15 protein-coding genes are annotated in these 23,549 nt (G+C 40.7%); 6 read left to right on the forward strand and 9 right to left on the reverse strand.

Annotated elements, in window-relative coordinates:
- Positions 1-7: 7 nt before the first annotated feature.
- The 4 genes from G9Q97_RS06845 to G9Q97_RS06860 all read right to left on the reverse strand — a co-directional run bounded on the left by G9Q97_RS06845 (position 8) and on the right by G9Q97_RS06860 (position 7,058).
- Complete coding sequence (locus G9Q97_RS06845) at positions 8-1,591, reverse strand: SusD/RagB family nutrient-binding outer membrane lipoprotein (RefSeq protein WP_166144490.1); 1,584 nt, start codon at positions 1,589-1,591, stop codon at positions 8-10.
- A 63-nt stretch (positions 1,592-1,654) separates the two neighbouring features.
- Positions 1,655-4,963 carry a SusC/RagA family TonB-linked outer membrane protein gene (locus tag G9Q97_RS06850; protein WP_166144493.1) on the reverse strand — a complete coding sequence of 1,103 codons (3,309 nt, stop codon included), beginning with the start codon at positions 4,961-4,963 and terminating at the stop codon, positions 1,655-1,657.
- A 188-nt stretch (positions 4,964-5,151) separates the two neighbouring features.
- Positions 5,152-6,147 carry a FecR family protein gene (locus G9Q97_RS06855; protein WP_166144496.1) on the reverse strand — a complete coding sequence of 332 codons (996 nt, stop codon included), beginning with the start codon at positions 6,145-6,147 and terminating at the stop codon, positions 5,152-5,154.
- Positions 6,148-6,410: 263 nt separating this feature from the next.
- On the reverse strand, positions 6,411-7,058 hold the full coding sequence (locus G9Q97_RS06860) for an RNA polymerase sigma factor (RefSeq protein ID WP_166144499.1): 648 nt from the start codon (positions 7,056-7,058) through the stop codon (positions 6,411-6,413).
- Positions 7,059-7,416: 358 nt separating this feature from the next.
- Between G9Q97_RS06860 and G9Q97_RS06865 the strand changes: the two genes are divergently transcribed.
- From G9Q97_RS06865 to G9Q97_RS06875, 3 genes are all read left to right on the forward strand, one after another.
- On the forward strand, positions 7,417-9,222 hold the full coding sequence (locus G9Q97_RS06865) for a sensor histidine kinase (RefSeq protein WP_166144502.1): 1,806 nt from the start codon (positions 7,417-7,419) through the stop codon (positions 9,220-9,222).
- Positions 9,219-9,992: a LytR/AlgR family response regulator transcription factor gene (locus tag G9Q97_RS06870; RefSeq protein WP_166144506.1), complete on the forward strand. Its 774-nt coding sequence runs from the start codon at positions 9,219-9,221 to the stop codon at positions 9,990-9,992. The genes G9Q97_RS06865 and G9Q97_RS06870 overlap by 4 nt, the downstream gene beginning before the upstream one ends.
- 73 nt (positions 9,993-10,065) lie before the next feature.
- On the forward strand, positions 10,066-10,590 hold the full coding sequence (locus G9Q97_RS06875) for a VanZ family protein (RefSeq protein WP_166144509.1): 525 nt from the start codon (positions 10,066-10,068) through the stop codon (positions 10,588-10,590).
- Between the two features lie 97 nt (positions 10,591-10,687).
- Here G9Q97_RS06875 and G9Q97_RS06880 read toward each other — a convergent pair whose 3' ends face one another.
- Positions 10,688-11,317, reverse strand: coding sequence for a TonB-dependent receptor domain-containing protein (locus tag G9Q97_RS06880; protein WP_166145257.1), 630 nt, complete (start codon positions 11,315-11,317; stop codon positions 10,688-10,690).
- Between the two features lie 66 nt (positions 11,318-11,383).
- Positions 11,384-12,493: a DUF4221 family protein gene (locus G9Q97_RS06885; RefSeq protein WP_166144512.1), complete on the reverse strand. Its 1,110-nt coding sequence runs from the start codon at positions 12,491-12,493 to the stop codon at positions 11,384-11,386.
- A gap of 230 nt (positions 12,494-12,723) precedes the next feature.
- On the opposite strand from G9Q97_RS06885, the gene G9Q97_RS06890 reads away from it, so the two are divergent.
- On the forward strand, positions 12,724-13,857 hold the full coding sequence (locus G9Q97_RS06890; RefSeq protein ID WP_166144515.1) for a DUF4221 family protein: 1,134 nt from the start codon (positions 12,724-12,726) through the stop codon (positions 13,855-13,857).
- 147 nt (positions 13,858-14,004) lie between these two features.
- Here the strand turns inward: G9Q97_RS06890 and G9Q97_RS06895 are convergent, their stop codons facing one another.
- Positions 14,005-16,704 (reverse strand): hypothetical protein, encoded by a 2,700-nt coding sequence (locus tag G9Q97_RS06895; protein ID WP_166144518.1) that lies wholly within the window; start codon positions 16,702-16,704, stop codon positions 14,005-14,007.
- A gap of 1,138 nt (positions 16,705-17,842) precedes the next feature.
- Between G9Q97_RS06895 and G9Q97_RS06900 the strand changes: the two genes are divergently transcribed.
- Together G9Q97_RS06900 and G9Q97_RS06905 are read left to right on the forward strand one after the other, a co-directional pair.
- The gene (locus G9Q97_RS06900; RefSeq protein WP_246255463.1) at positions 17,843-18,898 is read left to right on the forward strand and encodes a DUF4221 family protein; all 1,056 of its coding nucleotides are present in this window, start codon (positions 17,843-17,845) and stop codon (positions 18,896-18,898) included.
- Positions 18,899-19,100: 202 nt separating this feature from the next.
- A complete protein-coding gene (locus tag G9Q97_RS06905) occupies positions 19,101-19,310 on the forward strand; it encodes a hypothetical protein (protein ID WP_166144524.1) in 210 nt (69 codons plus the stop codon).
- A 574-nt stretch (positions 19,311-19,884) separates the two neighbouring features.
- Here the strand turns inward: G9Q97_RS06905 and G9Q97_RS06910 are convergent.
- Together G9Q97_RS06910 and G9Q97_RS06915 are read right to left on the reverse strand one after the other, a co-directional pair.
- Positions 19,885-21,666, reverse strand: coding sequence for an arylsulfatase (locus tag G9Q97_RS06910; protein WP_246255465.1), 1,782 nt, complete (start codon positions 21,664-21,666; stop codon positions 19,885-19,887).
- Positions 21,667-21,732: 66 nt separating this feature from the next.
- Positions 21,733-23,187: a sulfatase family protein gene (locus tag G9Q97_RS06915; RefSeq protein WP_246255467.1), complete on the reverse strand. Its 1,455-nt coding sequence runs from the start codon at positions 23,185-23,187 to the stop codon at positions 21,733-21,735.
- Between the last annotated feature and the right edge of the window lie 362 nt (positions 23,188-23,549).

Here is a 23,549-nt window from a genome sequence, read left to right on the forward strand (position 1 = left end):
GATTCGTTCAGTCCACATCCCACCAAAGTGGCGTGAAAATATTATCTTCTCCATTTAAGTAAAGGCCAATTGCTTCCTCTACGGATGCCTGGCTACTATTGGTTATAGAGGTCGGATAACTTATCCGCTTTATAAATTCTCCTCCTGAAAATTCACTGTAATTAACGGCAACAGGATATAATTTGGGATAGCCTGTCCTCCTAAACTCTGACCAGGCTTCCTGACCGTCAGGATACATGGCTATCCACTTCTGCGTAATAATTCGTTCAAGCTTCCTTTCAAAGGAATCATTTTCTTCCCATTTTACGGTAATATCTGTCATCGGAGGTGCATTGTTTTCTGCATTGTAAGGGTCTACATACGGTAGCTGTTTACCCGTGCTATTATTGAGGTATTCCTCGGCGCCTCCAACACCATTTGCACTAAAGGAAACGCGAATACCCTCCTCATAGAAGTCTTTTGCTGTACCTCCCATGTTCCAACCTCGAAGTGCCCCTTCTGCCCGAAGAAAGAAACTCTCGGCCACATCCATTACTTTCACATACGGATTTCCGAAAAAATTCACTTGAGAAAAACCAAGATAAGGTTGCGGACCAAAAATAGCTCCTGATCTCACTCCTTTGATCTGCCCATTAAGTGCGGGATCTGATGCAGGTATGGCATAAACAGGTAATCTCGGGTCATTATACCCCCCAAGTAATGTTTCAACCATTGCATTTATGCGGGTTTCCTGCCATGCCGAAGTAATTGTTTCCAGAGGATGTATGGTCCCGGTTGACATTTCAAAAGAAACATCAGCCGCCGTCAAAACTCCTCCATCCAACAAGGCACTCTCAGCTTCCTGCTTAGCCCTGTCGGGATCTACTTTTGAAATCCGAATGGCAAGTCTTAGCCGTAAGGTGTTGGCTACTCTTATCCAGGTAGCATAATCTCCTCCATATCTTGATTTATCAAATTTTGCATACCTTACCTTATCTGCATCCGGATTTTCTTCTTCAGCTTGTTTTAAAACTGCCACAGCTTCTTTCAATTCGGCAAAAAACACCTCATAGGCTTCCTCTACCGAATCAAAGCTCACATCACTGGATTCGCCGTATTTTGAATAAGGAATCGGCCCAAATATATCTGCAAGCCTATGGCCTGCAAAAGTTTTAAAAATAATCGACATCGCATAAAGGTCCGGGTAGGATTGATCAAACCCCTTTTTTTTCATCATGACCCATTGATCCAACACTTTTTCAGACGGTACTAACCAAATTTGATTGTTCCAGCTATCAACCATCGCATAGGTTCCATTATTTCTGTTATCAAAAAATGGTGCCGGCAGACTCATATATCCGCCATAATTATCTGCGTTTAAGTTTTGTTGCATCTCAATTCGCCAGGTCGTGAGCACATCCATAATCCCAAGCTGCATCCCTGGAAGTGACACACCCCCCTCATTTGCATCGTGCCTTAACAATTCATCTGTAATAAGCTTTTGGTCCTGATTGAGATCCTGCATGTATTCCACACAAGAACCCGAAAATAATAGGATTCCGGCCATCAAGATTGTATTCAAATAGGTTTTATTTATAATATGATTTTTCATTTTTTTTATATTTTAGTTGACTTACTCAGGAAAAATTCATGTAAAACGAACGTTTTCGATGAATTAAAATATAGCCCTTAAACTAGCACCAAATGATCTCGTCTGGGGTTGACTAAAGGAAGCAATACCCTCGGAGGTGGGAGAAGTATTTACACTGATCTCAGGATCAAATGGAGCGTTTTTGAAAAAGAAAAACAGGTTACGTCCGATTAATGACAAGTTTAATTCCTTGATAAAATCATTGGTTATTGGCAAATTATAACCTATTTGAAACTCCCTTAACCTAACATTTGTCGCATCGTAGAAATATTCAGAGGCTATAGCTGTGGCTCCTGCACCGGTTTGGTTTAGGTAAAATTCTTTGGCATCTACTACCTGCCCGTTTACCAGAACTCCTCCATTATCCCTTGCGACTCCCGTTCGTTCAGAGAGGCCTTTATAATCCAACCACACTTCTGTTCGGTTGACTACCCCCCCTCCAAACCTGCTGTCGATCAGGAAAGACAAAGAAAACTGCTTATAGGCAAACGAATTGTTCAACCCAGCCAGAAAATCAGGGTTTGCATTCCCAATGAACTGATCCGGATTTGGTGAGACCTGGGGAATTCCTGCCTCATTGGTGATCAGGTTTCCTTCATCGTCTCTTTGGTAGGTCCTGCCGTACATGTCTCCAAAAGCACCGTATTTTCCATCTTCGGGTCTTGTCAGGAAGATGGATACCAATCTGCTTTGATTAAAGCTGGTTAAAACAAACCTTTCCGCCTCCAGCAGGTCGCTCAATTGCCTGATCTGATTTTTATTGTGTGAAAAATTGAGCGATGAAGCCCATTTGACACTTCCTAAATTTGTGTTGTAATTGACAATTCCTTCTATTCCTTTGTTTCGTATGATGCCTCCATTTATCCAGAAATTTGACGCACCTGCTCCGGCTGGTGCCTGAATTTGTAATATTTGATCATATGTGGTGGCATTATAATAGTTTAAATTAACACTCAATCGGTTATTGAAAAACCGAAGCTCCGTGCCGACTTCATAGGACTTCGTTCTTTCGGGGTTAAGGTTTAAGGTATCACTACCATCAAAATAAGGAAGTGTGCCTCTGGGATTAATATTTCCATTATTATCCAAAGACATAGGTGGTGTCCAGTTGGCAATGCCAAAAGGAAGACTGTTTCCAACCTCTGCATACGAAGAAGATAATTTTGCAAAGGATAAAACACCTGAAGAACCAGACCGACTGTTCGATGCATCTTTTAGAATATAAGAAACGCCCACCGATGGGTAGAAGAAGGATTGAGAAACAGTAGAACTCCATTCATTCCTTCCTGTTACATCTAGGTAGACTTTATCCCTGAAACCAAGGGTAGCATTTCCAAATGCCGCCTGAGTCATGCTCTTTCTAAGGCTTTCACTTTTATTAAACAATCCATTTAAAGCAAAAACGGAGAAATAATTGGGAAATGTCAAGGAGGTGGCTACAGTACTTGATAGATTCAACCCACTGCTGGTAGTTTCCCGATTACTAAAACCCAGTGTCCCTGCCAAATTAAAATCACTGCTAATGTTTTTATTACCAATCAATAACAAATCAGAATAAATATTATTTACAGAAGATCGACTGATTCCGTATCCTCCATTTGGACCAGCTACAGTCGCCTGAGTACTGGCATAGTTTCTAAATTCCGATTTATCAAATATCTTATCATAAGTTACTCTCCCTTGTAAATCCAACCAGCTGTAAAGCTCAAGTTTAGCTGTAATGGCAGAAATGGTATGGTCCCTTAAAAAATCGCGCTGATTTCTGTTCTGCACCCAATAAGGATTTTGATTGGGAAAGGTTTCATTCCGGATGTAGGGCCAATTTTGAACATACATCGCTCGAACAGGATCCCAAACTTCAAAATTGTCCTTGTTGTATTTTGAAAAATCATCCCCTACCGGAAAGGAATATATTCCTGGAAGCGCACTATAGCCCCCTGCTGAATTTTGATTATAGATCTTCTGGTCGGTGTAGTTTATGGAAGCATCAACGGATAATTTATCATTAAAAAACTGAGAGGTTAACCTTACCGTAAAATTGTTCTGCTCCAAATCATTTTCAGGAAGTATTCCGCTTGCATTGGTATTTGAATAGGACATATAAATCTGACCAATTTCACTCCCATTAGAAAATGAAACCGAATTGATCATGGTTTGGCCCGGCTCAAAAAATTCCTTCAGATGACTGTCACTCCCGTTACTGATTCTCTCCCCCCAACTATCATTGAAATTTGGATTTGTCTGACCGTATGAGGTTTGTAGTTTTGGCAAATCCACGGCATTTTCTACAGTAAAGGTAGAGGAAAATTCCACCTTAGAAACACCATGCATTCCTTTCTTTGTATTGACCAGAATAACTCCGTTGGCTGCTTCACTTCCATATAAAGCCGCAGCAGATGCTCCCTTTAACACCTGAATACTTTCAATATCTTCAGGATTATAATTGGAAAGGATGTCTGTGCCGCCAATCATGGGTACCCCGTTTAGCACAAACAAAGGTTCACTATTGCCCGTTAGTGATTTATTCCCACGCAAAAGGATTCGTGGTGCACTTCCCGGCCCAAAATTACCTTTGGTAATAACTGCTCCTGCTACCTTTCCGGCCAGACTATTCATGAAATTCGGATCTTTCACTTTAATCGCTTCATCAGGAGAAACTTTCTGAGTGGCGTAAGTAATGCTTTTAGGATCCTTTTCAACCCCTAAAGCAGTTACAACCACTTCATTTAATCCTTGAACATCTTCTTCAAGAATTACATTTACGGTAGATGTTTCAGAAACGCTAATCTCCCTTTCTTTAAACCCGATGGAAGAAAACACTAATATTACTCCGTTACTGCCCGGAACTTCCAATTTGTATTCTCCATTGATGTCGGTGACAGTCCCATTGGAGGTTCCTTTCACCAAAACAGTTACTCCGGGTAATAGCTCCCCATCCGGAGAAGTCACCTTTCCCGAAATAATCATTTCAATTATTTTAATTTGAGAAATTTTACTTTTAATATCACTAATATTGGATTGGTTTAAAATGATTTGTTTCCCCAGCACAAAGTACTTTACGTTTCGTGGGGAAAAAATCTGATCCAATATCAAACCCAACTCCTTATTTTTAATATTTAACGTAATGGTCTCTTCAGGCTTTACCAGCCCAACCGAATAAGCAAATTTCACATCAGCTATTTCTTCAATTTGCTCCAAAACCTCCTTTATAGGCCTCTCATTAATTTCCAATGAAAGATTGATTTTCAATACATTCTGTGCGTTAGAAGGGCCAGCAAATGAAACCCCTGTAACTATCAGCAGAATAATCAGTTGAACCAATGATATTCTCATTATTTTAATAAATAATGCAGTGTGGTGTATTTGAATTTTCATACATTTGTAAAGTTTTTGTTACACAATAATTAAGGCAAAAACATCCCTGTAGGCAATTAGCCTTCGCAGTAGGGAAATAATTAGGTCAAAAGTGGCTCCAACACTTTTGGCCTTTTTTTTCATTTTAATTCATTTACATATAGTTTTTAGTTTAAACATCCTTTTCCATCAATGAAAATTTGATCTTCTATTTGGTAATATTTGGCATTTAATGCCCTCGATATAATTTCAAGGCAAACATCTAATGTTTCGTAGGTCAAATTAGCAGTAATACGGCAACCATATAATGCTTTATTCTTTATACGAATGTCCACCTCGTGTACCTGATTCAATTTGTCTATAATCTCCTGGATAGGAGCTTCTTCGAACTTCAACTCCCTGGTAGCCTCAGGCACAAAGACAGGAGAATCATTCTTTTTTATCCCCTTCCCTGAAGGGGCTGCCTTATTGAAACTTACCTTTTCACGGGATTTTAATACCACATTTTCCCGACTTCCATCTTCCCGACTTAAGGACACCCTGACACTTCCCGTTAATACTTCAACAGCCTTTTCACTCTCCTCTTCGTAATCCCTTACATTAAAACTGGTTCCTAATACTTTGGTAACCATGTCTTTTGAATAGATGATAAAGGGTCGATTCTTATCTTTAACCACATCAAAGAAAGCTTCTCCTTCCAGGTGAACTTCTCTGCTATCACGGTCAAATTCATCCGGATAGTATAACTTGCTATCGCTCTTTAGCCAGACAATACTTCCATCTGACAAATGGACTTCATTAACTTTTACATCCAAATGTGAAATGGTGTCATTTTTAAGTTTTGAATGATCGTTCACCAATAATGAAACAGTAATCACACCTAAAATTAAAACTGCGGCAATTCTAAGAATATAGGTATATCCAATAGGTATTACACCCTTTCTTTTAGGCCTTGCAGCATATTTTGCATACTCTTTTGCATCTATTTTACCATTTATCCGCTTCAAAATACTTTGACCTATGCTACTTAGCTCCTCTTTGGTAAAATTCTTCTTCCGATTATTTAAGGAATCATACCATTGGTCTATAATCTGATCTTCTCTGGCTGATGTACGACCAAATCGATAATTCCTTAAAATTTCTTTAATTCTTTTTATTCTCAATTCCGGACTGATCTATAATATAAATTCCAAATTAAAACTGACTGATATAGTAAAGTCAGTTAAATACCACCGGAGTACTATCGATGGCAAAAAAATAATATCAAAACGGGCAAAAAACCAAGACAACTATATGGTATAAAAGTATTTTTTAGAAATTTTTCGATTATTTTCTTTCTAAAAAAATTATATTATACTGTTCAATGACAATCTTTTTTATGAAATTAGAATAAAATTGCCTTTTACACCATAAGGATAAAATGAAACTAACTAAACATTAAATAAATAAAAGTAGCAAAAATGATCCATAAATAACTATGGTTAAGGTGTGCTTTGAGTACTTTTAGCGCTTTTGATATTTGATTTTTAACGGTTTGTTTTGAAACCTCGAGTCTTTCAGCAATTTCATCTAAGGATAAATTTTCATCACGACTTAATTGGTAAACCAGCTTTACTTTTGGAGACAACTTATTGATACCAACCTCCACCCTTTTTTCCACTTCCTCTGCATGCAAAGTATTGGAAGTTCCATTGTCAAGCTCACTAAATGCGTCCTTTAAGGTGGCAAGATGTTTTCTCCTGACTTTTTTAAATTCAAAATGGTTAATGATTTTGTATTTCAATGCGGTAAACAAATAGGCTTTCAAAGAAGAACTAATTTCAAAATCTTCTCTTTTCGTCCAAATTGAAACAAATAAGTCCTGAATGAGGTCTTCTGCCTCTTCTTTTTCTCCCAGCTTCTTAAGCGCACAGAAAAACAATCCTTTCCAATACCTGTTGTAAATGCAGTTAAAAGCATCCCTATCCCCCTTTTTTAAAAGAATTAATAGGTCTTCGTCGGTATAGTTGACTAGATTTTTGATAATGGTAATGTGAATAAGGTGATGAAACGGCCGTAGTGATAAATTTATCAAAGAATTCGCTATTTCCAAAATAGATTTTTCAGAATGTAAATTGTATAAAAATGAAGATTTACAAAACAAACCATTGCGTTGCAAAATATGACCGACCATCCTTTTTACCTTCTTTTCATCAATTTTTTAAGGTCTCGACAGAATGCACGTTCGTGAATAATAATCCAATTTGGGTCAAACTGAGAACCGTTATCTGACATTTTAAGGATGAAATGGCAAACCTAACTGGATAATGATTTACCTGTGACATAGGAAAGCCTAGGCGGATTATTCCCTAAATTCAACACTTCATCGGAAAAAGCTAAATTATTGTTTGATAACTCTGTTTATTTGAACCGAACTTTTAAATCCAAAAATCATGCAACAGTTGTTATTTAGCTTAATTGTCCTGGTAGCCACCTTCAATTCAATGCAGGCAAACCCAACTACAAAACCCTATGAAGAAACCACCTGGAATGTAATTCGGGAAAGACTTTTTAATGGAGAAAATGCAAATGCCTTTAGGTTTGAAGAGGATATCCGTTTACAAGTAATTGGCGCAAAAACACATCAGGATTCGGTAATTATCACACAAATGATTAGCGAATTGAACGGGCTACTCGAAACCGTGGAAATAAAAATGGTAAATGCCGACCCAAACTTCAAGCTAACAATAACGCAGGATTCTTCGGGCACTTTATCAAATTATAGGATGCGAACCGCCGATTCCGACATAGTATCGGTTAATTTACAAATTGGGATTTCTGGAGCATTTACAGACACAACATCGGTTAATCTAATTTATTTTCATACCATACGGAACTTAACAAAGCAATTTTTACCAAAGTACAGCAGTTCTGGTTACGGTGGTATTTTTGATTCTTCTGAAGCCTCCAAAGCTGAATTCACGGAAATAGATAAGGACTTACTAAAAAAATTATACTCCCACGATTTCTATGAAAAACTGAAAAAAAGCACCGTAGAAAAATTCGGCTATCAATACTATTTAGATTTGAGGTACCAGAAGCTAACAAGAAACCTTTCCTATTCTTTAAAGGCAATTTTAATTCTATTCGGGTTTCTGTTTTTCCTTTCCAAAGAATCTAAAAGGAAAAAAAATCCAAGCTTACTGATGTATATTAAGCAGAGAGCAATTATCCTATTTATTCTTCCCTTTTTCCACACTATAGTCACAACATCCGAAGGTTCTTTGTCCTTTTTAGTAAGTAGCCCAGGTGCTTTTATCGCCAACATCTTAGGAACGGTTTTACAAGCGTTGTTGGTTCTTGTTTTTCTGTATTATACAGAACCGGTTTTTGTTAAGAAGATAGATAATTTTGTTGGAAAGCAGGCTTTTATCTTTCTGAGCACCCTTTTTGCCGGACTTATAGTCCCAACAGTTTTGGTTTTTCCGTATTTACTGATTTTTTATCCAAACTTAATTTCAAGTTTAACAGAAACTTCTTTGTTACTCCCAAACTCAACCTATTTTTTCCTGATAGCATCGGTTGCGACACTCCGTGTATTCTATAACTTTATTAATTATCGTATCCAAAGTATGGTAAACCAAAAAGATGTAGAAATTGCCAAAATGAAAGAATTAAAAAACCAGGCAGAACTGAATGCGATTCACTCAAGAATTAATCCGCATTTTCTTTATAATTCGCTAAACTCTATAGCCAGCCTGGCACATATCGATGCTCGCAAAACCGAGAATATGGCTACAGGTCTTTCAGAGCTTTTCAGGTATTCAATTAATAAGGAAAACAAAAACTATGTTTCGGTTGCTGAGGAACTGGAAATGGTTAAAAACTACTTAGAAATCGAAAAAACTCGTTTTGGTGATAATCTTGAATACGAAATAAATGCAGATGAAAATACGCTTGAAAAACAAATTCCGAAATTTTTAATTCAACCCCTTGTCGAAAATGCGGTAAAACATGGGGTTTCACAAATAAATGCCAAGGGAAAAATTGTAGTGGTGGTAAAACAACATAAGAAGGAATTACGGATTTCGATTTATGACAACGGCCCCGACTTTCCGGAAGAACCCGTAAGCGGATACGGTCTACAGAACCTGAATGATAAACTGGAAATAATATATGGAAATAATGCACACATCAATTGGGAAAACGGAACAGATAAACATTTTAAAGTCACACTGAAAAATCAATTCAAATCATGAAAATTAACCGACCCTACAAAACTATTATTGTTGATGACGAACCTCTGGCACGACTACGTCTTCAAACATTAATGAGGGAATATCCGGATTTTTTTGAAATAATTGCCGAAGCGACAAACGGAGAGGAGGCCATAGAAAAGATCACCCAAATGAAGCCGGAGTTACTATTTTTAGATATTCAGATGCCTGTGATCAGTGGGTTTGATGTGCTCAAAGCATTAAACTATTTCCCTAAGGTAATATTTTGTACTGCTTACGACGAGTTTGCATTGAAAGCTTTTGATACCAATTGCCTCGACTATCTGGTAAAGCCACTCACAAAAGAGCGGTTTGCTAAAACCCTTGAAAAGCTCGACCAACCCATCAGTAAAATCAATTCCGAAATTAATCTCAACAAACTCATTGAGCAGTTTGCTCAGGAATACACTAAAAATGAAGCTTCCTCCATTCCGGTAAAAGTTGGCGACCGCATTATTTTTCTGCGGCTGGAGGAAGTTTCTTATCTACAGGCCGACGAGAAATATGTATCTATTGTTACCAAATACGCTAAATCGTATATTTTAGATTCGAGTTTAAAGAAGTTAGAAGACAAATTGCCCGCTTATTTTATCCGGGTACACAAGTCATATCTCATCAATAAAAATTTGTTAAAGGAAATCCGGAAACACTTTAATAGCCGCTTTTTATTGATTATGGATGATTACTCTCAAAGCGAAATTACCAGCGGACGTAGTTACTACCAGGCAATAAAAACTTTGATTGACTACTAATTTTGTTGTCTGGCACATACCGCAGATAGGTTTTTCTCCTATAATGCTATAAATTGTAGGACATTCAACCAACATGAAAGAATTATCCAAAGATCTTAATGGGCCTAACAAGTGGACTACTGCCCTCTTTGTCATTTATTTGATTGCATTGGTCTGGATACTGCTTTTAAAGTTAGGGGTGCAATTCTCCTATATGGAAAATAGAAATACCAACTTCATTCCATTTAATGAACCAATTTTCCTCACTGCTGAAAACATGTTGAATGCATTGATTTTTGTACCACCGGGCATCTATACAGGGGTTTTATTCAGCAGATGGATTTTCGGTAAAAAACTTTGCTTCCTTTTCTTGCTTAGTTTACTGGTTGAGGGACTTCAATATATTTTACGTATAGGGGCTTTTGATGTAACAGATCTAATTACCAATACCTCAGGCGGACTAATTGGGCTTCTGGTATTTTCAGGCCTGGAAATGGTATGCCAAAATAGATTTTGGGCACAAAAGTTCATCAACATCCTTGCAGTACCAGCCACAGCTTTGTTGATTTTAATTTTGGTTTTATTAAAAATGAACCTGCTTCCGGTGAGGTATCAGTAATCAAATCAATATATACCCATGAGTCAAATTGTCACCCTTAGTTCATCGTTCGAAAATGAATGACAGGCAGACCAATACAAAGCTGAATTGGTATTGGCTATAAATGTAACTTAAACCCACCTTTAATTACGAAACCATCCACCGGGGCATAAATATCCCTGAACTGTGGGTTGCTGATTGAACCCGTATAGATGGTGTCAAAAGCCGTCTGGCGGGTATCCAGGAAGTTCTCAAAATTCAGGAAAATGGAAAAATTCTCCCCAAATTTCTTTTCAGACATCAATCCCAAAATCCAATAGGGCTGTCCCGTCCGACCGTCACTTAATAGCTGAGGACCGAAATAATAGGCCTCAAGCCCAATCCAGAATTCCTCATGCTTTTCATACATCAGCACATTATTCAGCCTGTGTTTCGCTACCAGCGGATATTCCTTGCTGATCCCATTTTGCCGCTCCTCAACCTCTGAAAAGGTATAGCCCACAAACAACTTCCAGTCCCGGTAATTCCACTTCAAATTGAGTTCCATCCCCTGCGTCTGAATCCGACCCTCTGGTTGACGAAATTCAAATTCCGACCCCTCAGAGACCAACAATAGCGGATCTTGAATTTGGGTATAAAAAAACAAGGTATTGGTATTTAAAGTCAATTCTTCGCCCAGGGCCCATTTATAATTGATGTCCAGGTTAGCCCCTGCGGAACGCTCTGCTTCAAATTGGGTAAGATCGATAGGCCGAACATTTCTAAAACAAACCTGTTTTTCCTTTTCGCATTAACCCAAAGCCTGAGATTTTCCTTAATGTAAGGCCAACCTGATAAAACCCAATTCATCTCCAATATTCTCAAAAATCCAAATATCTCCCGCACGGACAAAGTAATGCACAGGATTTTTTTCCAATTGGGGAACAGGTGCTTCAGCCAATAACTCAAAATCCTTGTTGTAAACAGAAAGGTAAATGTTCCTTTGCTTAATTTCAGGTAGCAGCTCACCGGGTTTTTTTTCTTCCTCAAAATCAACCGTATAAGAAAACCTGTAATACACCTTATTTTCTTTGTCCCAAACCGGAGGGGAAAAATTGACATCTTCCAACACCTTTTGATAATCCGCCACCATATCCTCCATGGAAGCATAAGTACCCACGAATTTCCCGGTTTTTTCACTAGCCGTATGATGAAGTTCATTCATTTTGGAAACCAGGGTATCCTCTACAGGATCAAATAGATGAACTTCATTCGTTATATCAGCCGAAATGATCAAACACCCTTTTCCATGGGACAGGTATACATATGGTTTAAAAATAGGGTCTTTAGAAAGGGATGGAACCTTGAAAGAAAATTTTGGTATGTTTTGTCCGGGATCAATCTCATATTTTGTAATGAGGCTATCCCTGAAATTCATTTTTCTCAAACTATAGGTTTTGTTCTCCCAATGGCCAACAAGAGCAAACACGGTTTCGGGAAGTTCAGGAATAATGGTATTGCTCTTTAAATGTTCATATTCCGAGAGTTCATCCCCATCAAGGCCATTGTTGTACAAATCATACTTAATGGTTCTTTTTCCATTTAACTGAAATTGGCTTAAGGTCCGATTGTCAGACAAATGGATATGATTATTGTCCAGCATATGCATGTAGTAGATCGCATTTACTGTTCCATTTGGTCCCTCCTTTTCGAATGGCAATTTCTCCACCAAACGGAGTTTCTCCATGTCAATTTTTTCCAGCGTATGGTCATAACCATTGAAGTTATACAAGTACCTCCCGTCCGGGGAAATGGCGAAATCCCGCCATTTAAGGTCCAGTATCTCCTCGCCTGCATCCACCATCAGGGTATCCAATTCAATTCTCAACATATTTGTTGTGCTGGTACTGCGCTCATTTCCACAGGAAAAGATTATACAGCTCAAAAACAGAAGTAGTTTATTATTCATAATTATTTTCGACATCATATGGGAAAGTCGAAATTATACCTTTTTACGAAAATAATAGGTTAAAAAAGGTTAAAGCACCGAAACTATAACATATTTTAAGGTTATTCTTAGTATTTTCAAAACATTAAATGATCGTAATAAGGTAGCATAGTGCGGTATTCCGGCTGTCGGAGAACGATAGGCAGAAACAAAACCAAATCGAAAAAATGAAAAATTATGTGATAGTCATTGGCTTGCTTGTCATTTTTGGCTGCTCGGAGAACAAATCCAAATCCGAAGTCGAACCGAATTTTAAATTGACCCAGGACACGGTGGTAATTGATCCAATAGGCGGCATCATCAACTTAAAAGATGGGCTAAACAGTCCTGAACTATCTAAAGATGGCAAATACCTTTATCACTATACTGATGGAGAAGCCAGGTTTGATAAAATCAATCTGGATAATTTGGAATTGGAAGAGACGCTGCAGTTTGAAAAAGAAGGCCCAAATGGAATGGGTTCTTACATTGGAGGCTATGCGCTGACCGCAGGAAACCAATTAATGATTTGGTCTTATGGGCTCAATGCCCTTTTTGACCAAGGAGGTCAGAAAGTCAGGGACTTAAAGTTAACCAAAATCGCCCAGGAACTCCAAGGTTCCGAAATATTTCCCCTTCGCCTGATGGAGCATCCCACTGACACCAACAGAATTTTTGGCTTGTATGTTAAGTGGCAAGATTACCAATATTTTATGATGAAGTTTGACCTGGAAATTGAATCCTACGAAAAAGTGCCCTTGCCGGAAACAGAAAAACTCCATGAATTCCGGATGGATATTCAACATAATGGAAGACCGGCAGGTGGATTTGGACCAAAACCCAGATTAACTAATTTTCAAGATAAAATAGTTTTGACCAACAGCGCTTACAATGAAGCTTATGTTTATGATATCCCTTTGGATTCCCTTTACCTGATATCATGGAGCAGTGAGTTAACAGGAAACCAAAATGAATACAAACTACCAAAGACTGTAGAACTAGATCAGGCAGGTGAGCACAGTAGGAAATACATGGAAGCTATCAATTTTATGGAACCTAAATGGGATCCTGTCTCTCAGCGGTACATTCGACTTTCTTATAAAACTAAATTTGGGGAAGAGCTGAATGAATTCGGGGAAGCTGAAGAAACCGGAGCGGAGGTTTTCCTGACTGTTTTGGACAAGAGCCTGAACATCATCAAAGAAACCTTCCTGGACCGCTATGAAAAAAGACCTCCCCCCCACTTTTTCATCGACAACAAAATCTGGTTGTATGAAAATATAGCTGATGAATTGGGCTTTGTGAGGATTACGGTGGACTGAAATTACGGATCGGTATCTAAATTTTGTAAGGTGCTATTTATAAGTTTTTTATCTTGTTCTTCATTTTTATTTTAAAGAATACCTGCCAATCCCATCCTATTAATTGCTTCCTGGTACTCTTATTTGTGTGAAAAATAATTTCAGAATTCATAGCCGTTCAAGCTTGAAATTCCGGTAGATGAACTGTCGTGTAGACATTTGACGCAGGCCTATTCGGCCCTTTTTTATTTGTTTAGGCTCGATTCCATTGGCAATGTTGTCCGTGTTCCAGCTATGATCGATCATGATTTTATTGCTTTCCTTCTCTATCATACGGAGCCGCAGGGATACCGCCTTCTTTTCCACCTCCACCAGGTAAGTTTTCCCTGGCAGGATTTTTCCGTAGTCCACCATTGGTTCTATAAGTCCTTTTCCCGGATACCATTCCAGGTTTTCATCCTGCCAGGGATACCGCTTGCAACGGAGGTTCTCGCGGAAACTGAGGCTGAGCAGGTCCATATAGGTAAAGTAGATTCCCATATTGGGAATCTCACGAAGGTCATTCCAGGCGGAAATATCCTCCGCATAAGGGGGAGAACCAATTCCGCGGGCCTGAATATAGAGCAGGGTAGTGCCGTAGTCGCTGCTGTCGATCCGTGTCAATTCATAGCTGATTCTGATATCTCCGTCGAACTCCTTTCGTGTCCAAAGAACAGCGTGATGGGCGTGGTATTCCTCGGGATCATCACTCTTTGTTACGGTGCCGGCAGAGAAAAACAGGCCATCTTTTGTATTGCGGAGGGTGGCTTTTTTTCCATCGAGGAACCAGTTTTCCCGCCAGTCCCCGGTCATCGGATCTTCAAAAAGGATCGTATTTTCTTCTTCTTTGTCTTTAAGTACACGCATCGCCTGCTCCCGTCCGATCCGGTCGATCAACTGCTGAACGAACAGGCTTTTCGGTTCGACCGGTGCGTCCGGGCTTTCGATATAGCCACTGCCCATCAGCGCGTAGCCATAAAACTTACCTTCCTGAGGGGTACCCCAGTAGCCTGAACGATTGTTGGAATACATGATTCCCTTGTGATCAAACCCTTCTTTCTCATCACCACTATAGCCTATCGCAAAGTTATTCTCGCCCTCGGTTTCAGGGTCGAAGACGACGATATTGGGTGCATCACAATTCCAAATCATCGTATTGGCTGCAGCCCATCCATGTCCAGTACCGGAATCCCCACGATTGATCGCAGCAATGCTTCCGTCTTTGGTTGTGATGTTATCGAAGAGAAAGCCGGTACCCCAGCGGTGGTGTGGCTCAGATTGTCCGCCGCGGATCGCTGTGGAATTCACAAAGGCAAAAGGACCCATGGTCCGTGAGCCACCCGCGAAATCATGACGTGCATCCTCCGAATAACAGTTGTAAACCAAATGGCCTGTTCCACCACCAATATTGTATGCGTACCGAAAACCTCCACGATTTGGACCCACAGGTTCCAGGTACTTGCAGTCCCGAACAGTAATTTGACGCGAGCCGTCTCCTATTGACACAGCGGCAAATTGCATGTGTTTCACGGTCACATTCCGCACCCAGCTGTCTATGGCATTGCTGACGGAGATCGCAGTTCTGAAATTCATGAAGTTAGCATCTTTTCCCGTATCCTCCATCGAGGTGTCATAGTTGGAAACCAAACGAAGTGACTCCACTCCTGAATGGGTCGCCAGGGAAGTCAAATCTGCTTTAAAAACCTCTCCACCGCCATGTTCTTTTGAGATCGACTGCGGCATCATTACGTCAAGTAAGATCGTATTACCGTTCACCTTTTCAATTTGTCGAAGGTGCATAAACTGGTATGACTTTGGCTGCCAGGGATTTTTCTTCAACCCTTCTTTACCTCCCCGAATGTGCTGAAGACGCTCTCCCATGCCAAGCTCGTCGACCCACTTTTTATTGACGGTCTTTTTGACGAACACGAAGTCACCGGGTTTAAACGAACTGGCATCCGTTACCGAAATCTCATAGCTGCCGGAAGGTAAATAGTCTCCTGAAATTCTGACGGCACCATCAATAAGTTGCTCAATCCCTCCCTCCCCAAATTCAATGGCATTCCTGCTTCCACTGCTGCTCCGCAGGATGAGTGTGGTGCCGTTTTCATCCTTTCCTTCACCGCGAAGGACTACTCCGGATGGAACATGTAAACTACCATTGATATAGTACGTACCAGCTTTGAGCAGGACCGCACCTTTGAGGCCGTTGGCATCGGATGTCAGGCCTGCAATTTTGTTTAAAGCTTCCTGAATAACTTGGCGACTGTCCGGACCGCTGGGATAGGCCATAGTACCGTCCCGGCTGGTTTCTCCCATGAGCGGCCACAGGATTTTCCTGACGGGCACATCGGGAATAGGAACTTCACTCTGTCTATAACCGCAATGAGACCAGTCAAGGACACGGTCACCTTTGTCGCTGTAGGACTTATAAACAAGATTTCCCCCGGGGCCCATCGAGATCAATGGCTTAAAAGGGCTTGGCTCGAAAGTGTAGGTGAGTACCTCTTTAGGAGCAGGGTTCACCCACGAATCAGGGAGATCCGCATTTTTGACCGAAAGAATTTTAGCGGGGCATTTGGAACAAAGATCGAGTCCCCGTGCACGAGCCGCTGCCAAAGTCATTTCTTCAGTCGATGCCTTCTGTTCCGGGCTAAGACTATTATACCTGACGCATGCTGCAACGTGAACACGTTTCTTTCCTCCCCAGTATACGATGGTGTCGTTAGGGTACTCTGCTGCACTTGCCTGTAGTCCAAAAAAGTTAAAAAGTACGAAAAGAACAGTGAGCGTTACGTTTTTCATATTAAATAGTGATGTTGTTTTCATTATTCTCGTCGCATAAGGTTGTTGACGAAAACCGGGTTTATTAATATGTTTTAAATTTACAATAGTATTTTTTAATTATGATATCAATTTGGATTTCCTTCCCCTGATTTTATGGAACAGTAAGCTTACTCCAAATCGTAATGAATAGAAACTCGCTGTAAAGTTAACCAACGAGCAGGCGGCTGAACGCCTGAGAATGTTTGATGAGGCTATAAAGTTTATGGATACTAAATAGGATCCTGTTTCTCAACGGTACATACGCCTTTCTTATAAGACAATAATTGGGTAAGAGGCTAATGAGAGAAGGGAAGCTAAAATCATAGGAGCGGAAGTATTTCTAACCATATTGGACAAGGACCTGAACATCGTCAAAGAAACCTTCCTCGACCGCTATGAAAAAAGACCTACCCCCCACTTTTTCATCGGCAAAAAAATCTGGTTGTATGAAAATATAGCTGATGAATTAGACTTTGTGAGGATTACGGTAGATTAAAATCCGCATCGAAAAAATTCATAAGGAGTTAAGGGTGGCTTTTCTATATTAGCTCTTTATCTGGTAAATTGACCATTCATTCCTCCTTCTTCTTGCAGCTGATTCGCTTAGCTACTCTTGACAGGCTTTGTAGCAAAAAGTAACAACGAATAAAAATATTCAGATGTGATAATTAACCCAAAATCATTGGCCTCCACTATTTTTTTTTGAACGTTGTCCCAGCGGTCAAAACAGGTGAAAATGGTACTCACCTTTTATGATTAAACATTTCAAAATTCTATCCTGATAATTTTTTAATAACCATTGTAAATTCCCTCACTAAGATGACCCTTTTTTGGATGTCTTCTTTTAAAATGGCTATCGTGAAAAGCATACCAGGAATCTGTTTCGGATAGTTGAAGTTCGTAAATAGGGCCGGTAGTGGAAATCAACGTTAATAAATACCGAAAAGAATAGTTTTTAACTAAATTTTTATTATATTTAAATATCGGAATATCCAAATAAGCTAAGTACGGCCTCTCTCCAGGTTGCCGTCAAAGATATTCACACAATAAACCATAAATAGTAATGAAATACTACCCAATAACAATCTGCTTACTTATTCTTTTAGGCTGCTCAAAAAACCAATCAAAATCTGGAAGCGATTTGGAATTAAAATTGTCTCAGGATACTGTGGTAATTGATGCAAAGGGCAGCATTATCAACCTTAAATATGGACTTACCCATCCTGAACTGTCCACAGATGGTAAATACCTTTATCACTATACCTTTGGAGAGGCGAGGTTCGATAAAATCAATCTGGAGGGTTTGGTTTTGGAAGAGGCACTTCAGTTTGAAATTGAGGGCCCTAATGGAATCGGCAGGCATATAAGAGGATATGGTTTGACAAGTACTGATAAAATCATGGTCTGGTCTACTGGACTCAACTCCGTTTTTGACCAGGAAGGTAAAAAAGTCCGGGACTTAAAGTTGACCAAAATAGCTCCGGAATTGGATGGTGCTGAAGCAGTCCCCATTGGATTGTCGGAACATCCAGGTGACCCGAATACGATTTTTGGTCTTTATGTTATGCGTAATGATTACCAGAATTTTCTTGTAAAATTTGATCTGGAAACAGCAACCTATGAGAAAATACCCTTGCCAGAAACGGAGAAACTTAGTAATTACCGAATGGAAATACAACAAGCCGGAGCACCGTCAATGACCTTCAACCCAATGGCTTCGCTAACGAATGTCCAGGATAAAATACTATTGCCCAACGGTGCTTACAATGAAGCCTATGTCTATGATATCCCTTTGGATTCCCTATACCTGATCACCTGGAACAGTGAGCTTACGGCTAACCAAAATGAATACAAACTCCCTAAAACAGTAGAAGCTGAGAAAGCGGCTGGCCACATACAGAAGTTTAATGAGTCCATCCATTTCATGGATCCTAAATGGGATCCTGTTTCTCAACGGTACATTCGCCTTTCTTATAAGACTAAATTTGGGGAAGATGTGAATGAGAGAGGGGAAGCAAAGATCATAGGAGCTGAAGTATTTCTAACCGTACTGGACAAGGACCTGAACATCGTCAAAGAAACCTTCCTCGATCGTTATGAAAAAAGACCTCCCCCCCACTTTTTCATCGACAACAAAATCTGGTTGTATGAAAATATAGCTGATGAATTGGGCTTTGTGAGGATTACGGTAGATTAAAATCCGCATCGAAAAAATTCATAAGGAATTAAGGGTGGCTTTTCTATATTAGCTCTTTATCTGGTAAATTGACCCTCCTTTCCTCTTATTTTTGTCCCTGAATCGGTTAGCTACCCGGGGCAGGCTTTGAAACAAAAAAGGTTCAGAAATTTTGATTTATGGTCCTTTTTCTGACATTTATATTTAGTCAAAAATACCAGATATGGGGTATAAAACCAAAGTCCAGCTTATCAAAAGGCTGAAAAGCGAACAATACTATGTGAATTTTCCGGCAGCCCTTGCGCAGGCAATGGAGTTCACCGCCGGTGAAGAGGTTGAATGGCTCATTGACGACCATCAACGGCTGGTGTTAAGAAGAAGTGATGCTGCCATAGCAGCGCTCAAGGAAAAGCTGAAGACAAAACCCACCTAACATCAAAGCATGGTGCCATTGTTTATTATTATCCATTGTTTGCCTGATAGCATCTCTCCAATTAGGATAAGCTAAGGAAATCAGGTAAGGAAAATAAGCCAACAGATATTTCCTTAATCTATTTTTTATTCTTTTTGACCTGGGGAACTGTTTGAGGTCTTAAACAGCTATCCCTTAAAAAAAACCTACCTCAGCCTCGAAGCCCGGAGGGCTTTAACAACAATAACCCCGGGCGAAACCCGGGGATTAAGAGCCGATCTATCCTGCCCGCAACCCCGGAGTGGGTAGAACATGGTCTTGCGAATACGGTATACCATTTGGTAATACCATTTCTACTGCTGAAAAGGGATCAATATAATCACTCAATTATAGGAATACCTGTTTTGAATCGAATATACGATATGTTCAACCCCTGCCGGGGTTGGGGATACTTCTTTGTTAACTTTCCGTGGGCTGCACCCACGGTTATTGTTGTTAAGGCTCTTCAGGCCTGGATGTTCCGATAAATCTTTAAAAATAAAGAAGGTTATCGAATGAAATAGTTGCCAATTTTGTTAAATCTGGCTTTTGGATATCATGGACCAGTAATCTTTTCCATCTCCACCCACAGCGGAAAAATACTCCTTCCTTCCGTCATATAGTGGGGAATCAGGTCCACTTCCATTTCCGGCAGGTACACGTTCTTCATGGTGATTTCATCTGTCGGAACCTCCTCATAATGCTCCTGAACAATAATCGAGTTGGTCTCAAGGACCATTTTACCATTGGTTTCCAGGGGTTTGATAAATTTGAAACGGATATTGTACCTGCCCTCCAGGGTCTTGACCTTCCACATCCCAAAAACTTCCTCCTGGGTCCAGATTCCCCGCTCTCCGTCTGCATCGTTTCGGTTAAGGTAAACGGGGTTTTCATGTTCGCTGCCGATTATCATTCTTTGGGCCACATTGAGATTAGACGATTGCGTCAGGTCCGCAATTACTTCGTCCATTTCGGATTTAAGGTCTTCCGCTAAAGCCCTATTTGAACGTACTATGTCTTCTTGTTCGTAAGGATCTTCTTTCACGTTAAAAAGACCAAAGGCCTCCAGGGCCGCATCATGATCTGCATTTCCTACCAATTTAAAATCTCCCTTATGCAGGGCAATGTTATTGTACAACTCAGGATACCGTCTGGTCCAGTAAAAAAACAGCGGTCTGTCCTCAAATTCATCCGCTGTTTCTCCCCTAAGCAGCGCATGAAAACTCTGGCCATCTATTTTTCTGTCTCCAGGAATTGGGGCATCACAGATCTCCGCCAAGGTGGGCAACACATCAATATGAGCCAGGTTAGCTTCTATGTCCTTATTTCCTTGCAGGCGACCAGGCAACCTGAGAAAAAATGGCACCCTGACACCTCCCCTGAACACATTGCCTTTTCTGCCCCTCATCCCTGCCACATACCTGGGTTGCTGGGGCCCATTATCAGTCATGAAAATAACCAGGGTATTGTCGGCAATTTCCAGTTCATCCAGCTTCTTTAACAATCTTCCCACATTGTCATCAATATTTGAAACCATGGCATACACCTTCCGGGCATCTTCCTTGTTCTTTTCGTTCATTTCAGGAAAGGGCTGTCCATCTGCATCAAAGCCTGCGGCTGGATCAATATCCTTGTACCTTTCATAATATTCGGCTGGTACCTGAAGCGGCGTATGCGGGGCATTGAAAGAAAGGTAAAGGAAAAACGGGTCCTCCCGGTTTTCTTCCAAAAAGCCAATGGCCTCATTGGTGAAAACATCCGAACAATAACCCCGATAGGCCTTTTGTTGGCCATTGTGCCAAAGTACGGGGTCAAAATAGCTGCTGTCACCTTTAAAGAAGGTTGTAAAATCACCCGGTTGGCCCATTCCTCCCGAGAGGTGGATCAGGGATTCATCGAAACCCTGATCTCCAGGCCTGAAAGGATAATTGTCTCCCAGGTGCCACTTTCCAAAAATACCCGTGTTGTATCCCACTTCCTTTAACATTTCAGCAATGGTCACTTCGGCTGTAGCCATAATCGCACCGCCATTATACGTATCTCTCACCCCGGTACGAAGGGAATACCTTCCGGTCATCAGACTGGAGCGGGTAGGCGCACAGACGGGTGACACATAAAATTGGTTCAATCGGATACTTTCCTTCCCCAACTGATCCAAAACCGGAGTCTGTACATGGGGGTTGCCGGTAATGCCAAGATCACCATAGCCCTGATCGTCCGTAATGATTAATACCACATTGGGACGATCAGTTTGCTGATAGGCATGCAAATTCGCCATGAACCCCATTAGTAGCATGGTGAAAAGTAGCATTCGATTACCGATAAAAGATAATTTCATTTTTTTTATTGGGTTTACTTTGTAGGAGAGATTGTCTGGCAAAACACCTGTGAGATCTTCAATAACCTATTTTTCCAATTGGTTTTCCACCGGTTCAATACCTGCTTTGTGCGTCTCCATCACAGCCCTGATTTCAGCGATGATTTCAGGATGATCTGCTGCGATATCAAATCGCTCGCCCGGATCGACATTTACATTATACAATAACGGTGTTTCCAGTACTGTTGCGGTATTTTCGAGCGGTACTGGTGGCTGAGTCACTGGATGGGCAGTAGGGTTACCATATTCCAGCTGGGTGATGAAGTGCGCTTTGTAGTCTCCTTTTCGAACGGCATATACCTGCTGGCCGCGGTAGTAAAATACCGTCTCCCGTTCACTTTTCCCTGTTCCGCGCAGAAGGGGACTGATATCGTATCCATCATAAATCCTGTCGTCCGGAAGATCGGTGCCGGTAATGGCACAAAAGGTTGGTAATAAATCCATGGTTGTTGCCATGTCTCTGACCACACCGGGTTGTATTCCTTCAGGCCACCAGAAAACGGTTGGTTCCCGCATACCACCCTCAAAAGTTCCACCTTTTGCTCCCCTCAGTGGGCCAGCCGTACCTCCATGAGTGCGGAAAACATGCCAGGGTCCATTATCTGAGGTAAATACCACCAGTGTGTTTTCAGCAACACCTTCCGCTTTCAGCGCTTCCAGTATTTGTCCCACCGACCAGTCGATCTCCTCAATGACGTCTCCATAGATGCCCGCCAGCGATTGGTCTCTAAATTCCGCCGACCGAAACAAAGGAATGTGAGGCAGGTTATGTGCCAGGTAAATAAAAAAAGGATCCTTTCCGAATTCCTTTATTTTTCCTACGGCCTCCTCGGTGTACCGACGCGTAATGGTACGTTGGTCTGCAGGCCGTTCAACAATTTCCTTGTCTCTCATTAGCGGAACATTGTATGCCTGATACCTTTCCTCTTCGGCGAGGGTATAATGATCTGTTTTCTCCACCTTATCCATATCATTGGAATAAGGAATGCCAAAATAACTGTCAAAACCATGATCTGTGGGCAAGTGGGGAGATAAATGCCCCAAATGCCATTTTCCAATGGCGGCGGTTTGGTAGCCGTTTCCCTTTAACGCCCTGGCAATGGTAATCTCCGATTGTGGCAGGCCTCCCTTGGAATCCGGAAATAATACCCTTCGTTTATCACTGCTCATGCCGGACCTAATGGGAAGCCTTCCGGTAAGCAGGCCTGCCCGGCTGGGGGTGCAGACCGGAGCTGCCACATAGAAATTGGTCCACTTCTGGCCTTCAAACGCCATCCGGTCCAGGTTCGGTGTGGAAATAGTGGGATGACCGAAGACACTCAAATCCCCGTAGCCCAGGTCATCGGCAAATATGACAATGATATTGGGAGGATCGGCTTTTTTATTTTCCTTACCGGTCATGGCATGAACGGGCAAATTGAACATGCCAAATAATAACAACAAACAAATAAGGACACACGATTTTGGGTTAAATTTTTCCATAAATACTCTAAGGTTAAACAACAATTTCTGCTTTAAATGGATAAAAACCTGGTGGAAAATCCAGTTGGCCTGAATAATTACTTCATTTCCAGGAAATCAGGATCAATTACATTTTGTAAATTGGCAAAAAAACAGTTTAAAATGAAATCAATTTTACTAAAGGTTGTGGCCTGCTGTGGTGAAACAAACTGACCAACCAAAATTTTCTCCTATTAACCAAAATAAAATCAAGCCTTACCCCTCTTATATGTTCTTCTATTCCTTACATGGTTTCCCATTTTTTTAAACCATAGAAGGCATATAAGGAATTTTAAGCATTTGCTAGACCATAAAAAAAATCTCTGCTCTTCTATGGTGAAACA

The sequence above is a fragment of the Cyclobacterium plantarum genome (assembly GCF_011290685.1).
In the GTDB taxonomy this organism is placed as follows: Bacteria; Bacteroidota; Bacteroidia; order Cytophagales; family Cyclobacteriaceae; genus Cyclobacterium; species Cyclobacterium plantarum.